The sequence below is a fragment of the Collimonas sp. OK607 genome, assembly GCF_900111995.1.
Classification (GTDB): domain Bacteria; phylum Pseudomonadota; class Gammaproteobacteria; order Burkholderiales; family Burkholderiaceae_D; genus Collimonas.
Genome location: NZ_FOKF01000043.1, coordinates 1 through 12725, shown reverse-complemented (window position 1 = coordinate 12725; position 12725 = coordinate 1). Strand labels below are relative to the sequence as shown.

Sequence of the window (12725 nt, the reverse complement as noted above, 5' to 3'; positions counted from 1 at the left end):
TATTGAAACAATAGTCCTGACTATTCGGTGTCGCGTATCTTGCTCAAAGCATCATCGATGCGTTCGACGCCAATCACTTTCAAACCTTCAATCTCTTGTTTCGGCATGTTCGCCTTGGGAATCATGGCAATCGAGAAGCCTAGCTTGGCGGCTTCGCGCAAACGTTCCTGGCCGCGCGGCGCCGGCCGGATTTCACCCGCCAGGCCGACCTCGCCGAACACCACCAGGCCACGCGGCAGCGGCCGGTTGCGCATCGACGAGTTAATCGCCAGCAGTACGGCCAGATCGGCGGCGGGTTCGGTAATCTTGACGCCGCCGACCGCATTGATGAACACATCCTGGTCAAACGCCGCAATGCCGGCATGACGATGCAACACAGCCAGCAACATCGCCAGCCGATTCTGCTCCAGCCCGACCGACAGGCGGCGCGCATTCGGCACGTGCGACGCATCGACCAAGGCCTGGATTTCCACCAGCAGCGGCCGCGTGCCTTCCTGCGTCACCATCACGCAAGAGCCCGGCACTTGATTGTCATGCTGCGACAAGAACAGCGCCGAAGGATTTGAGACGCCCTTCAAGCCCTTTTCCGTCATTGCAAAAACGCCAAGCTCGTTGACCGCGCCGAAGCGATTCTTGAATGCCCGCACCAGGCGGAAACTGGAATGGGTATCGCCTTCAAAGTACAGCACCGTATCGACAATATGCTCCAGCACGCGCGGCCCTGCCAACGCGCCTTCCTTGGTCACGTGGCCGACCATGATGATAGTGATGCCTGATTGCTTGGCAACCCGCGTCAGTTGCGCCGCGCATTCACGCACTTGGGCCACCGAACCGGGAGCCGAGCTGAGCGCATCGGAATAAACAGTCTGGATCGAATCGATAACCGCCACTTCAGGTTTATGCTCCACCAAAGTGTTGAGAATTTTTTCCAGCTGGATTTCAGCCTGCAGCTTGAGATCCTTGGCATCCACCGCCAGCCGCTTGGCACGCAAAGCGATCTGTGCGCCGGATTCTTCGCCGCTAACGTACAGCACGCTCTTGATTTTCGACAAATTCGCCAGCGCTTGCAACAGCAAGGTCGATTTGCCGATACCCGGATCGCCGCCGATCAGCACTACCCCGCCGGCAACCAGTCCGCCGCCGAGCACCCGGTCGAACTCCTCGATACCGGTGCCGAAGCGCGGCACGTCGATAGCTTCGATATCGGCCAGGGTCATTACCGGTGCAGTCTGCGCCAGGCCTTGATGCTGATTGGAAAAACGGTTGCCGACCGCTTCGACGATGGTTTCCACCAGTGTGTTCCATTGCCCGCACGACGGGCACTGGCCGGTCCATTTGTTGGCAACGCCGCCGCATTCGGTGCAGGTGTAATTGGTTTTAGGTTTGGCCATTCGTTTCTATAGTCGTATTTATAGTCATATTGTAAGTAGGCTTATTATTGATATCTGCCCGCTGCTGCGCCGTCACAAGTCCACGACTTTAACCCGCGCAGCCAAAGCACACATCAACTCATATCCAATGGTACCGGCCGCGTGCGCCACTTCATCGATCGGCAAGCCGTTGCCCCACAAGGTCACCGCGCTACCGACGGCGGCGCCCTGCACATTGGTCAGGTCGACTGAAAACATGTCCATCGATACCCGCCCTACGGTAGTAGTGCGCGCACCATCAACCAGCACCGGAGTGCCGTTCGGCGCATGGCGCGGATAGCCATCGGCATAACCGCAGGCAACGACCCCGATCACCATCGGTGCGGCTGCAACAAATCGGCTCCCGTACCCGACCGCCTCGCCGGCGCCGATACGCTGGATGCCGATAATCTTGCTAGTGAGCGTCATCGCCGGTTTCAGGCCGAACTGTTCGGCGCTGGCGCCGCCTGGCGTGGCGCCATATAACATGATGCCAGGCCGCACCCAATCCGATTTCAATTCAGGATGCATCAGGTCTGCGGCAGAATTGGCGACGCTGCGTTCTTCGCTGAGACCCGAGATACCCTGCTCGAATTGCTGCGCCTGTTGCTGCAATGGCAAACCTGGATTCAGCGGATCATCGGCATTCGCGAAATGCGTCATCAATGTGATATTGCGCACTGCCGGGTTCGCCCGCAAACGCTGGTAAGCGGCACGATAGGCTTCCGGCTTGAAACCGAGCCGGTTCATGCCGCTGTTCATTTTCAGATGGACATCGAACGGTCCGCTCAGTCCGGCCCGTTCCAGCCAGACGATCTGTTCGATGCAATGGATGGCGAACTCAAGCCGGGCCCGGACCACGGTCTCAAGATCGGCGGCGTCAAAGATGCCTTCCAGCAGCAGGATAGGTTTTTGCCAACCCAGCTCGCGCAGACGCAGTGCATTTTCCGGCTCGATTAGCGCCAGCCCGTCCGCCTCGGCAAAACCGCGTATGCCGCGCTCCAAACCATGGCCGTAGGCATTCGCCTTGACCACTGCCCAGATCTTTGCGTCAAGGGCATGCGATTTGGCAATACGCAGATTGTGCTGCAGCGCAGAAATATCTATGGTGGCAACTAGGGGTCTTGGCATGGGTGGGAATCGGGCAGAATTTGCGCAGTGCGTTGAAGCATCCATTTTACCGGATGCGCCGTCGATGATGAATTGGCAATCACTATAATTCGCTCGAATTTTTACAGAACGTTTTGTCTTTGGCATGTCTCATAATCACGAATCGGTCATATTTTCATGGTATAAAGCAGGCCGGGGACACATTGTTACATTCTGGGATGCGGATGAATCGCGGTTTTTACACCATCATGGCGGCGCAGTTTTTTTCTTCGCTGGCCGATAACGCCCTATTCATAGCGGCCATCGCCGTACTGGCAGAAATGTCTTCGCCGGACTGGATGACACCGCTGCTGAAATTATTTTTTGTCTTGTCTTACGTGCTGTTGGCAGCTTTTGTCGGCGCTTTCGCCGATTCTCTGCCGAAAGGCCGGGTGATGCTCATCACCAACATGATCAAGATTTTCGGCTGCATGCTGATGTTCTTCGATGTCCATCCATTGATCGCTTATGCCATTGTCGGGTTCGGCGCGGCTGCTTATTCGCCCGCTAAATATGGCATCCTGACCGAATTGTTGCCGCCGGAAAAATTGGTGGCGGCGAATGGCTGGATAGAAGGCTTGACCATGGCCTCGATCATCTTCGGCACGGTGCTCGGCGGTGCTTTGGTCAGTCCCCATATCACCGCAATCTTGCTGCAATGGCACATACCGATTCTCAACCTGAATCTGAATACCCCTACCCATGCAGCGCTCACGGTGATCGGCATGCTGTACATCGTCGCCACCATATTCAATCTGAAGATCCCGGACACCGGCGCCCGCTACCCGCACCAGCAACATCGGCCCAGCAAGCTCATCGCTGATTTTGCCAATTGCTGTTCAATTCTGTGGAAAGACAAATTGGGCCAGATTTCGCTGGCAGTTACGACCCTGTTCTGGGGCGCCGGCGCAACGCTACAATTCATCGTGCTGAAATGGGCTGAAAAATCGCTCGGCATGCCGCTCGACAAAGCGGCCATACTGCAAGGCGTGGTGGCATTCGGCGTGGCTATCGGCGCAGGCGTGGCAGCACGCATGATTCCATTGAAAAAATCGCTGACAGTAATGCCGATGGGGGTCGTGATGGGACTGGTCGTCATGGCGATGACGGTGGTGCACTCGGTCTGGCTGGCCTATCCCTTGCTGATACTTATTGGCGCATTGTCGGGCTATTTCGTCGTGCCGATGAATGCTCTCCTGCAACATCGCGGTCACGTGCTGATGAGCGCGGGTCATTCGATCGCAGTGCAAAATTTTAATGAAAACCTGTCGATACTCACCATGCTGGTGTTGTATGCACTGATGATCAAAATGGATCTTGACGTGAATATCGTGATTTTCCTGTTTGGCTCGTTCGTCGCCGGCATCATGCTCATCATCATGCGCAAGCACGCGGCGAATCAACGCGAACACGATTCGCTGGCCTTGATTGGCGAAGTCAAGCACTAAGCAGACGTTAGAACCGCCGTATAAATCTATCCGGCGTCCGGCCCGAGCGGTTAATCCGCCTTGCCGACACTCAGATGGCGTTGGGCTGCGGCCCTCCCCGCCCAGTCGTCCGGCACCACAAAACCCCTGTCGGTTTCCAGACCGTAGCCGCCTTCCGGACGCAAGGTCGCCAGCAATACCGGCGCAGCGTCGTCGGCAAAATGCTCCGACAACGCCAGCCGCGCATCCTCCGGACTAAGCATATGCTCAAGCGCTGTTTTTGCCGGCGCCAGCCAGCGCTGGCGCGGCAATATCTGGTACATGGCCGACGGATCCAGCGGCAAGGCGGACAGGCTGCACCAATAGCCGCGACAAGCGTCGGCGTTTACACCCAGTACTGCGGGCAAGCGTAAATGTGGGTCTGGATAAAACAACCAGCCTTTTATCAACGCCTGGGCTGAAGTGACGGGTTCGCTCAGATGGATCTGGGCAGCAGGATGTTGCGACAAAACCAGTTGGCGCTGCAAAATCTTTTGCATTTTCGCACCCAGCGAGTCAGCCAGGTTCGGCCCCAGAAAATCGTCCGGCTGCAGGCTCCTGCCACTGGTTTCCAGCAAATAAAACTTGGTCGCGAACTCCCAGTGGGCCAGGCCGCCATCGAGCTGCAACAAGAAATCGAATTCACCAATGGTGTCGTTCTTGCTGGCCCGGACTTGCACGCTATGCGCCACCAGTATCCGCCTTTGTTCAAAGTAGAACGCCAGCAGTTTTTCTGCGTACAACCCCAGACGGGTCGATGGCAGGCTGCCTATGTAGCGATGCAATGCCTGCAGCTTTTCCGGAATCTGTTCCAGCTCGGTGAGCCACGCGGCCAGATTGGCGTCAGCATGGCTGGCGATCTTTCCTTGCCACTGCATAGCGTTGGGATCGAGCAAATCAGGCGCATCCAGCAGCCAGGCCAGCGCCCGCACATGCGGATCGAACAGATGATTCCAGCGCCGGTGAAACTGTTCCTGGCAAGCGCCGACATCCGCTGCGGAACGATCACTCGTCGACGTTGGCATAGGTACTCATGGCCAGGCACAAATCGCTCCAGACTTTGCCTTTATCGGCCAGCTGGCGCAGCAGATACGCCGGATGGTAAGTCACCACCAAAGGACGGTCGGCATAACGATGCACTGTGCCGCGCAGTTTCGAGACAGGTGTCGCCGGATCGAGTCCGAGCAAGGACAAGGCGGCAGTCTTGCCCAAGGCAACCAGAATGGTCGGCTGGATCAGTTCGATCTGTCGCTGCAGGTACGGCAGGCAAGCCGCCACCTCATCAGCTGCAGGCGCCCGGTCGCGGCCGGTGCCATCGGTTGGCCGGCACTTGACGATATTGGCGATGTAAGCATTTTCGCCGCGCTTCAAGCCCATCGCCAGCAGGATATTATCAAGCAATTTACCCGCCGGGCCGACGAACGGCTCGCCCTGAATATCCTCGTTGCGTCCCGGGCCTTCGCCGATAAACAGCCATTTAGCCTTGTTGTCGCCGACGCCGAACACGGTGTTTTTACGCCCATGACAAAGCCCGCAAGCTGTGCATCCGGCTACGGCTTTTTGCAATTGCTGCCAATCCATTGCAGCGGGCAAAATCGCGGTGGCTACGGTGGCTATAGTCGTTACAGGCGACGCCACTGGCGCATCGTCATCGCCCCAGGCCGAAGCAGCAACGCTGTTCAGCGGCGCCGGCACGGTCGTTGCCTGGACTACCGCTTCAGGTTCAACATGCGACTCTGCAACAGAGATTTCGACTGCCGGCGCAAACGCCTGCTGCGGTATTGCCTCTGCCTCGATCGGCTCCACCTCCGGCAAACCGCCTTCGCGCCGCAACCAAAGCGGGCCAAGGCCGATCTCGTCGAGAAAAACACTGCGCCTGCTCACCTCGCTCATAAGGCCAACCTCATCACAATGGCTTCTTCGCGCTTGTCGCCGGCCGCCGGATAATAGTCGCGGCGCCGCCCGATCTCGACAAAACCATAGCGCTGATAGATAACAATCGCACGCGTATTCGAGGGCCGCACTTCCAGCAATATCGATTGCATCTTTTGCTGATGCGCCAGGAGGCAGACTTTATCCAACAGCATCTTGCCGATGCCGCGTCCATGCATGTCGCCATGCACGCTGATATTCAGCAGATGCGCCTCATCCAGCGCCTGCATCACGAAAAAATAACCTAACAGAGTCTGGCCGGCATCTCGCAATACCCAGCACTGATATCCGCTCTGGATCGAATCGATAAAATTGCCGCGGGTCCAGGGATGGGAATACACACTCTTTTCGATCGCCACAACTTCATCCAGGTCTTCGATACGCATGGCGGCAAATGACAGCGGCCGCAACAAATCGGGCGTTGACTGTACATTCGCGCTCATGGACTCACCTTGGCGGCGCGTTCGGCAGTGGTAAGGGCTACCTTGTTACGTAAATACAGAGGTTGCGCTTCGACCGCGCTTAAACCCAGCCCGTGAGCCAGCGCAACGCTGCCCAGCTGAGCGATCTGGCGTGCGTTCGGCATCAGGGCCGGCAAGCCGCCGGCAGCGAATGGCGTCGGCGCAAATGCTTCTGCATATGCCGTCAGGCCATTGCCGCAAGCTTGCAGCACGCCATTTTCTGTGGCGAGGGGCGACACCTGCGCCGGCGCTGATAAAGTCGGCTCGACGATCACCTGCCAGAGATTATCGGCAAACCGGTATTGCGCCCAATAGACCTCGCCCATACGCGCGTCCAGTATCGCCAGCACCTCGCTGGCGCCGTTGAGGTCGCGGCAAGCTTGCGCCATTGCAGCCAGCGTCACTACTGGCAACACCGGCAAATCGGCACCGAATGCCAGCCCTTGCACGATGCCGCAGGCAGTGCGCACGCCGGTGAAGGAGCCTGGACCAACGCCGAAAGCCAGCGCATCGCATTGCTCCAGGCTGATGCCAGCCTCGGCTAGCAAGCTTTGCACCATTGGGAGAATGGCAAGAGAATGGGTTTGGACGCCCGCCGATTCGCGAGTGATCACCTGGCCGTCGCGCAATAAGGCGGCGGAAGCCAGTTCGGTAGATGTTTCGATGGCAAGAATGGTCTGCATAGGCCGTATTTTACCGCGCCGGACGCTGCTTCGGCTGCACTCTGCCTGATTGGCAGAGGCCAAATCAGCGCTTAATCTTCACAAACGCACCACAAACGCAGCACGGAGTAGCATCGACGTGGCACAAACGCCCCAAGATCCCTCAAACCACGGGTATTCAAGCAGAATTTTACGCTCTCGCTGTAAAATATCGCCAATGCTGATCCTGACCCTCAACAACGACAACCACCAAGAACTGGCCGCTACCCTATCCAACGATGGCTGGGTAGTTGCTTGTCTGTGCGCGGCCTGGTGTGGCAGCTGCCGGGAGTATTTCGCGAACTTCACGGCGCTGGCCCAACGCCATCCGCAAGCGCAATTCGCCTGGATAGACATAGAGGACCAGGCCGACCTCATCGGAGACCTTGACGTCGACAACTTTCCGACCCTGCTGATACAGCGCGGTGACGTCGTAGCTTTCCTGGCGCCGGTAGAAATGGATTTGCGCCTGGCCGAAAGAATCCTGCTGGCGCAAATGGAAAAAAGCGCGGCGGAGCTGCAGGCCGAATCTCAGAGCACCCCGGAGCGCCGGCACTGGCAGCAGGAAGGCAATTTATTGCGGCGGCTGACCGGCGTCTAGTGAGCTCTGGACAACCAGGGTACGAGTTCGCGCAGCACTGGCACGGTATGTACGTGGTGTGAGTTCAGCATGGGCACATGTGCCCATGCTGCTTTTAGGACGCCAGCCAGGGATCGCAATCCGGATGCGGAAATTGCGCCATCATGAAGTCGACAAAACTACGCACCTTGGCCGACAACAATCGTCGACTCGGATACACCAGGTGCACCGCCACCTTGTTGATCTGGTAGTCCGGCAGCACCCGCACCACACGCCCTGCCACCATATCGTCGCCCAGCGTATAGGAACTGCGCATGGCGATTCCCATCCCCGCCAACAGGCAGTGCCGCAGCAGGTCGGTATTGTTCGACATCACTTTGCTGGTGATAGGTACAACCGAAGTACCCTGCGGCGACTGGAAAGTCCAGTGATGGCGCAGATGCTCCAGGGAGAAATTGAGGCAGGAATGCTGCGCCAGGTCCTCCGGTACCTGAGGCACGCCATGTTCCGCAATGTAGCCCGGCGAGGCGCATAACAATACTTCCGCAATGCCCAGTTGACGTGCCACCATGCTGGCGTCGAATTTCTGGTTGACCGAAAAAATACCGACGTCAAAGCCTTCTTCGATCAGATCGACGGTGCGATCAGACAGCGTCACATCCAGCTGGACATCGGGATACTGCCTGGAATAAAGAGGCAGCAAGCGCGCCAGTTGGGTCTGGCCAAAGCCGATCTGCGAATAGATGTGCAGCGTACCCGCCGGATTAGTCGACAGCACCGAGGCCGCGGCTTCCGCCTCGTCGATTTCGTCCAGGATCTGCCGCACCCGCTCCAGGTAGGCCTGGCCCGGCTCGGTCAAGGCCATGCGGCGCGTCGACCGGTGCAGCAAGCGGATCCCGAGGTGGTTTTCCAGATCGGCGACCAGACGCGTCACCACCGCATTCGACATATCCAGCACCTGGGCCGCAGCGACAAAACTGCCCTGCTCGACCACCTTCGCAAAAACCCGCATTGACTGCAAGCGATCCATATTCTTCGTCCTATCTTATACGCTTCACTTGCTCAACAAAGCTATCAACGCAACCACCAGGGCCAGCACGCCGACGCCGAGCGCAAGCCCGCACAGGAGATTGGCGCGCTGCAGTTTGGCATCGACCCGCTGGGTTTCCTGCTCCAGCAATGGCAGCGCGGTTTTCAACTGTTCGGCGAGCGCCTTGATGTCGCCGACATTCTGCAGCGACGCAACCTGCAGCTCGCTCACCTGTTGTTGCAAAATCTGAATCTGGCTCTCTTCCGTATTTCCTTTGCGGCGGGTAAACACCGGCACCGCGACGGAAATAATATCGCTCACATACGGAAGCACCGCCTTTGTTACCGAAAGCCAAGCCGACATGTACTTCCCTCCAATTTATTCTCTGACACTTCAAACTTAGTTGAAACCCTTGTCAGGCTTACTGAAATATCTGTGCATCCGCAGCACTGGTATCGCCTGGCCGCAGCAGGCGGCCGGCAGCAATCGTGATGGTCTGGCGGCATTGCATGGCAATCGAAGTGTCGTGCGTCACCAGAACCAAGGTTGAACCTCGTTCCTGGTTCAAGTCGAACATCAGCTGAATCACCGCATCGCCAGTAGCCGCATCGAGGCTGCCGGTAGGCTCGTCGGCAAACAATAACGGCGGCTCGGTCACGAACGCGCGGGCCAATGCGACCCGCTGTTGTTCGCCGCCGGATAAATACTTCGGATAATGTTGCAAGCGTGTCCCCAGGCCAACCCGTTCCAGTTTGGCTTGCGCTTTTTCCCTGGCGTCCTTATCGCCTCGCAGTTCGAGCGGCAACATGACGTTTTCCAACGCGCTCAAATGGCTCAGCAGCTGGAAGGACTGGAATACGAAGCCGAGCTTGTCTTTACGCAAACCTGCCCGCCCGTCTTCATCCAGAGCAAAAATATCGCTGCCGTCAATATGCACCGTGCCGGAGGAAGGCGTATCCAGCCCCGCCAGCAAGCCCAGCAAGGTCGACTTGCCCGAACCCGAGGCGCCTACAATTGCCAACGTGGTGCCGCCCTGGACGTTAAAGTTGATATCATCGAGGATCAGCAGTTCGCCACTGGCGTCGGCAACGCGTTTAGTCAAACGTTGCACGTCGATGGCGGGGGCTGTGGAATTTACCGTTGCAGAACTAACAGAAGAGGATTGATGCATGCAGATTATCGACTCCGGAATGGGGACAGGTTTTCAGAATTTGATCGGAGGCTTGTGCAGCAAAGTCATTCGCAGCTTGCGGCTGGCGACCTTGTTGTTTGGCCTGACCGGTCTAGTATGGGCGAACAATGCCTATTCTGCATCAAAATCGATACTCGTGTTAGGCGATAGTCTTTCGGCAGAGTACGGACTGGCGCGCGGCAGCGGCTGGGTTGCCTTGTTGCAGCAGCGCCTGAAGGCGGAAAAATTCGACACCACCATCACCAATGCCAGCATCAGCGGCGAAACCAGCAACGGCGGCAAGACGCGTTTGCCGGCACTCCTGCAGCAGCGGCCGGATATCGTCATCATCGAACTGGGCGCCAATGACGCCTTGCGCGGCTTGCAACTGAACGCAACCGAAAGCAACCTGCGGGCAATGATCAGCGCCGCGCAACAGGCCAAGGCAAAAGTCCTGCTGGTGGGGATGCGGATTCCACCGAATTACGGCCGAGACTACACCGAGAAATTCTTTTCACTGTATGCGACCGTGGCAAAACAAACCAAGGTGCCGCTAGTGCCGTTCCTGCTGGACGGCGTCGCCGACAAACCGGAGTTGTTTCAGGCAGATCGCATTCACCCTGTTGCCCAGGCGCATCCGGTCATGTTGAATAACGTCTGGTCGGGATTAAAACCGCTGCTCGCCAAATAACGCTGAAGAGTAATTTTTCGCAAAACAGCTATCGAGGATCTCAACCGCGCCGGGCTGCTTCAATCGCAGCGATGTCGATTTTACTCATCGTCATCATGGCGTCGAACGCGCGCTTGGCCGCAGCACGATCAGGGTCGGCGATTGCGGCCGTCAGGGCGCGTGGCGTAATCTGCCACGACAATCCCCATTTGTCCTTGCACCAGCCACATGCGCTTTCCTGGCCACCGTTTCCGACAATCGCGTTCCACAAGCGATCCGTTTCGGCCTGGTCGTCGGTCGCCACCTGGAACGAGAAAGCCTCGGTGGGCTTGAACGCCGGCCCGCCGTTAAGGCCAAGACAAGGAATACCCATCACTGTGAATTCGACCGTCAGGACATCGCCTTCCTTACCAGCAGGATAGTCGCCAGGCGCGCGATAGACTGCCCCCACCGCGCTATCCGGGAACGTCTCGGAGTAGAACTTCGCGGCGTCCAACGCGGTGCCGTCGAACCAGAGACAAATCGTGTTTTTGCTGACCATATCGGCTCTCCTGAATTGGGACAGGTAAAAGAGGCGCCACGCGCCATCGACATTTGGGCTGAGTTACCCAGCCATAGACTTCTTCGATTGAACTCTTTGAAAATAGTGCCGCAAAAAATCCTGCCCCGCCTTCCTTGATAGCCCTCAGATCACCTCCGCCGGGATCCTCGGCGTTCTATGGCGACTAAGCCGAATCGCCGGCAACAACTAAACTAGAAGAAGCTGCAGCAGCTTTTTAGCCGTCGCCATGCAATAAATGGGACACATTACCTGAGTACTGAGCAACGATAATAGTGTTTTTCTATAGTCGACAACAAATGACACGGATGATAGCTTGCTATTATTCTATGTCCGCAATCGGTCGTCTCGGACCGGTTGGGGTCAGTGGGTTTCGATGAGATGGAAGCCGGTTTTACGCAAAACAGGTTATTCTGTCCACATTGGAATCAGCGGCGGCTTGGGTGGGCAAACCAGCCGTTGACGAAAATTTATCAACGAACGGCTGGTTTGCCAAAGCCTTGCAGGTAGAGCATGTCAACTCTCGCATCGTTATTAAAAGACATACGGCAATGTACTTTGTGTGCGGCGCAGTTACCGCTTGGCCCCAGGCCCATAGTCCAGGCAGAACTCAGTTCACGTATCTTGATCGTCGGGCAGGCGCCGGGCCGAAAGGTACATGCTAGTGGCATCCCGTTCGACGATGCAAGCGGAGACCGTTTGCGCGACTGGTTGGGCATATCGAAGGAACTATTTTACGATCCCCGTATTGTCGCCATTGTTCCGATGGGATTTTGCTATCCTGGCACGGGCAAGTCAGGCGATCTTGCGCCTCGCCCGGAGTGCGCGCCAGCATGGCGCGAAAAACTCTTATCGAGACTCAAGCACGTTCAGTTGACCCTGATTATCGGACAGTACGCGCAACAATATCATTTGCCCGGCGCTCAGGAAAATGTGACCGAACTGGTACGAGCCTGGCGTAGCTACTGGCCAGACGTCGTGCCGCTCCCGCATCCCAGTCCGCGAAACAATCTGTGGCTCAAACGAAATCCCTGGTTTGAACAGGAATTACTGCCAGAGTTGCGGATGCGGGTCCGCAGTTTGGTTATCCCAGATTAAGGTATGTGAGTCACTATCAGTTTGACAGGCACTTTCGACCGGCCGCACAGCTCTCTAAGGCATTTGAGCGCCGGTTTGGCGTCACGCCAAGTCTTGTTAGGGAATTACATCTGTAACGCACCATATTTGAAAGTATCCTTGCAGTCGTGCGAAGGATGCGACCGGCTCAAAACGAGCCCAGAGTGTGTAAAAACGCGGCCGTCCTTGGGAATCATATTTTCACCGTTTTTCGGCCATCCGTGTAAACGCAATTAATCCCAAGACGTTATTTGGCTATGTCATCAAACGGCGGGGTAGCTAGATGAAGCGCTTTATCCAAGGAGAACATCGCACGCAAGGAACGCTGCTCCCCGAGCATTTGGATGACTACATCACCGAACAGAATCCAGTGCGCGTCGTCGATGTGTTCGTCGACGAACTGGACCTGGCCAAGTTCGGATTTGGTGGCGTCGTTCCATCGGAAACTGGCAGGCCTTCGTATCATCCTGCAATGCTCTTA

At 56.9% G+C, this 12725-nt stretch carries 14 protein-coding genes and 1 pseudogene; 5 read left to right on the top strand and 10 right to left on the bottom strand.

Features of this window, described 5'->3' with window-relative positions:
* Window positions 1–20: 20 nt before the first annotated feature.
* Window positions 21–1391 carry a DNA repair protein RadA gene (radA, locus tag BM029_RS21625; RefSeq protein ID WP_092439600.1) on the bottom strand — a complete coding sequence of 457 codons (1371 nt, stop codon included), beginning with the start codon at window positions 1389–1391 and terminating at the stop codon, window positions 21–23.
* A gap of 72 nt (window positions 1392–1463) precedes the next feature.
* Window positions 1464–2540 carry an alanine racemase gene (alr, locus tag BM029_RS21620; RefSeq protein WP_092439598.1) on the bottom strand — a complete coding sequence of 359 codons (1077 nt, stop codon included), beginning with the start codon at window positions 2538–2540 and terminating at the stop codon, window positions 1464–1466.
* A 203-nt stretch (window positions 2541–2743) separates the two neighbouring features.
* Between alr and lplT the strand changes: the two genes are divergently transcribed.
* Window positions 2744–4006: a lysophospholipid transporter LplT gene (gene lplT, locus BM029_RS21615; protein ID WP_092439596.1), complete on the top strand. Its 1263-nt coding sequence runs from the start codon at window positions 2744–2746 to the stop codon at window positions 4004–4006.
* A gap of 50 nt (window positions 4007–4056) precedes the next feature.
* Here the strand turns inward: lplT and BM029_RS21610 are convergent, their stop codons facing one another.
* Genes BM029_RS21610 through tsaB form a run of 4 tightly spaced genes read right to left on the bottom strand, consistent with a single transcriptional unit; the run spans window position 4057 to window position 7100 of the window.
* Window positions 4057–5049 carry a DUF1853 family protein gene (locus tag BM029_RS21610; protein ID WP_092439594.1) on the bottom strand — a complete coding sequence of 331 codons (993 nt, stop codon included), beginning with the start codon at window positions 5047–5049 and terminating at the stop codon, window positions 4057–4059.
* A complete protein-coding gene (locus tag BM029_RS21605; protein WP_092439592.1) occupies window positions 5030–5917 on the bottom strand; it encodes a uracil-DNA glycosylase in 888 nt (295 codons plus the stop codon). The genes BM029_RS21610 and BM029_RS21605 overlap by 20 nt, the downstream gene beginning before the upstream one ends.
* Window positions 5914–6399 (bottom strand): ribosomal protein S18-alanine N-acetyltransferase, encoded by a 486-nt coding sequence (gene rimI / locus BM029_RS21600; RefSeq protein ID WP_092439590.1) that lies wholly within the window; start codon window positions 6397–6399, stop codon window positions 5914–5916. Before rimI ends, BM029_RS21605 begins: the two co-directional genes overlap by 4 nt.
* Entirely contained in the window at window positions 6396–7100 is a 705-nt protein-coding gene (gene tsaB, locus BM029_RS21595) for a tRNA (adenosine(37)-N6)-threonylcarbamoyltransferase complex dimerization subunit type 1 TsaB (RefSeq protein ID WP_092439588.1), read from the bottom strand. Before tsaB ends, rimI begins: the two co-directional genes overlap by 4 nt.
* A gap of 196 nt (window positions 7101–7296) precedes the next feature.
* Here tsaB and BM029_RS21590 point away from each other — a divergent pair, with 196 nt between their 5' ends.
* The gene (locus tag BM029_RS21590) at window positions 7297–7719 is read left to right on the top strand and encodes a thioredoxin family protein (protein WP_092439586.1); all 423 of its coding nucleotides are present in this window, start codon (window positions 7297–7299) and stop codon (window positions 7717–7719) included.
* A gap of 94 nt (window positions 7720–7813) precedes the next feature.
* Here the strand turns inward: BM029_RS21590 and BM029_RS21585 are convergent, their stop codons facing one another.
* The 3 genes from BM029_RS21585 to BM029_RS21575 are packed head-to-tail and all read right to left on the bottom strand — an operon-like array spanning window position 7814 to window position 9899.
* Complete coding sequence (locus BM029_RS21585) at window positions 7814–8728, bottom strand: LysR family transcriptional regulator (protein ID WP_092439584.1); 915 nt, start codon at window positions 8726–8728, stop codon at window positions 7814–7816.
* A 24-nt stretch (window positions 8729–8752) separates the two neighbouring features.
* Window positions 8753–9091: a hypothetical protein gene (locus tag BM029_RS21580; protein ID WP_092439582.1), complete on the bottom strand. Its 339-nt coding sequence runs from the start codon at window positions 9089–9091 to the stop codon at window positions 8753–8755.
* 58 nt (window positions 9092–9149) lie between these two features.
* Window positions 9150–9899, bottom strand: a complete 750-nt coding sequence (locus tag BM029_RS21575) for an ABC transporter ATP-binding protein (RefSeq protein WP_092439580.1) — start codon at window positions 9897–9899, stop codon at window positions 9150–9152.
* Between BM029_RS21575 and BM029_RS21570 the strand changes: the two genes are divergently transcribed.
* On the top strand, window positions 9898–10590 hold the full coding sequence (locus tag BM029_RS21570) for an arylesterase (protein ID WP_092439578.1): 693 nt from the start codon (window positions 9898–9900) through the stop codon (window positions 10588–10590). The genes BM029_RS21575 and BM029_RS21570 overlap by 2 nt on opposite strands.
* A gap of 40 nt (window positions 10591–10630) precedes the next feature.
* Here BM029_RS21570 and BM029_RS21565 read toward each other — a convergent pair whose 3' ends face one another.
* Window positions 10631–11110, bottom strand: coding sequence for a VOC family protein (locus BM029_RS21565; protein ID WP_092439576.1), 480 nt, complete (start codon window positions 11108–11110; stop codon window positions 10631–10633).
* Between the two features lie 531 nt (window positions 11111–11641).
* Here BM029_RS21565 and BM029_RS21560 point away from each other — a divergent pair.
* Window positions 11642–12226 (top strand): uracil-DNA glycosylase family protein, encoded by a 585-nt coding sequence (locus BM029_RS21560; protein ID WP_092439574.1) that lies wholly within the window; start codon window positions 11642–11644, stop codon window positions 12224–12226.
* A gap of 301 nt (window positions 12227–12527) precedes the next feature.
* Window positions 12528–12725, top strand: a pseudogene (locus BM029_RS21555) (IS5/IS1182 family transposase); the annotation flags it as partial.

What these genes read in the sequence shown, in the direction of transcription:
- radA (WP_092439600.1), bottom strand. Translation starts at nt 1,391, where the DNA reads ATGGCCAAACCTAAAACCAATTACACCTGCACCGAATGCGGCGGCGTT.
- alr (WP_092439598.1), bottom strand. Translation starts at nt 2,540, where the DNA reads ATGCCAAGACCCCTAGTTGCCACCATAGATATTTCTGCGCTGCAGCAC.
- lplT (WP_092439596.1), top strand. Translation starts at nt 2,744, where the DNA reads ATGAATCGCGGTTTTTACACCATCATGGCGGCGCAGTTTTTTTCTTCG.
- BM029_RS21610 (WP_092439594.1), bottom strand. Translation starts at nt 5,049, where the DNA reads ATGCCAACGTCGACGAGTGATCGTTCCGCAGCGGATGTCGGCGCTTGC.
- BM029_RS21605 (WP_092439592.1), bottom strand. Translation starts at nt 5,917, where the DNA reads ATGAGCGAGGTGAGCAGGCGCAGTGTTTTTCTCGACGAGATCGGCCTT.
- rimI (WP_092439590.1), bottom strand. Translation starts at nt 6,399, where the DNA reads ATGAGCGCGAATGTACAGTCAACGCCCGATTTGTTGCGGCCGCTGTCA.
- tsaB (WP_092439588.1), bottom strand. Translation starts at nt 7,100, where the DNA reads ATGCAGACCATTCTTGCCATCGAAACATCTACCGAACTGGCTTCCGCC.
- BM029_RS21590 (WP_092439586.1), top strand. Translation starts at nt 7,297, where the DNA reads ATGCTGATCCTGACCCTCAACAACGACAACCACCAAGAACTGGCCGCT.
- BM029_RS21585 (WP_092439584.1), bottom strand. Translation starts at nt 8,728, where the DNA reads ATGGATCGCTTGCAGTCAATGCGGGTTTTTGCGAAGGTGGTCGAGCAG.
- BM029_RS21580 (WP_092439582.1), bottom strand. Translation starts at nt 9,091, where the DNA reads ATGTCGGCTTGGCTTTCGGTAACAAAGGCGGTGCTTCCGTATGTGAGC.
- BM029_RS21570 (WP_092439578.1), top strand. Translation starts at nt 9,898, where the DNA reads ATGCAGATTATCGACTCCGGAATGGGGACAGGTTTTCAGAATTTGATC.
- BM029_RS21575 (WP_092439580.1), bottom strand. Translation starts at nt 9,899, where the DNA reads ATGCATCAATCCTCTTCTGTTAGTTCTGCAACGGTAAATTCCACAGCC.
- BM029_RS21565 (WP_092439576.1), bottom strand. Translation starts at nt 11,110, where the DNA reads ATGGTCAGCAAAAACACGATTTGTCTCTGGTTCGACGGCACCGCGTTG.
- BM029_RS21560 (WP_092439574.1), top strand. Translation starts at nt 11,642, where the DNA reads ATGTCAACTCTCGCATCGTTATTAAAAGACATACGGCAATGTACTTTG.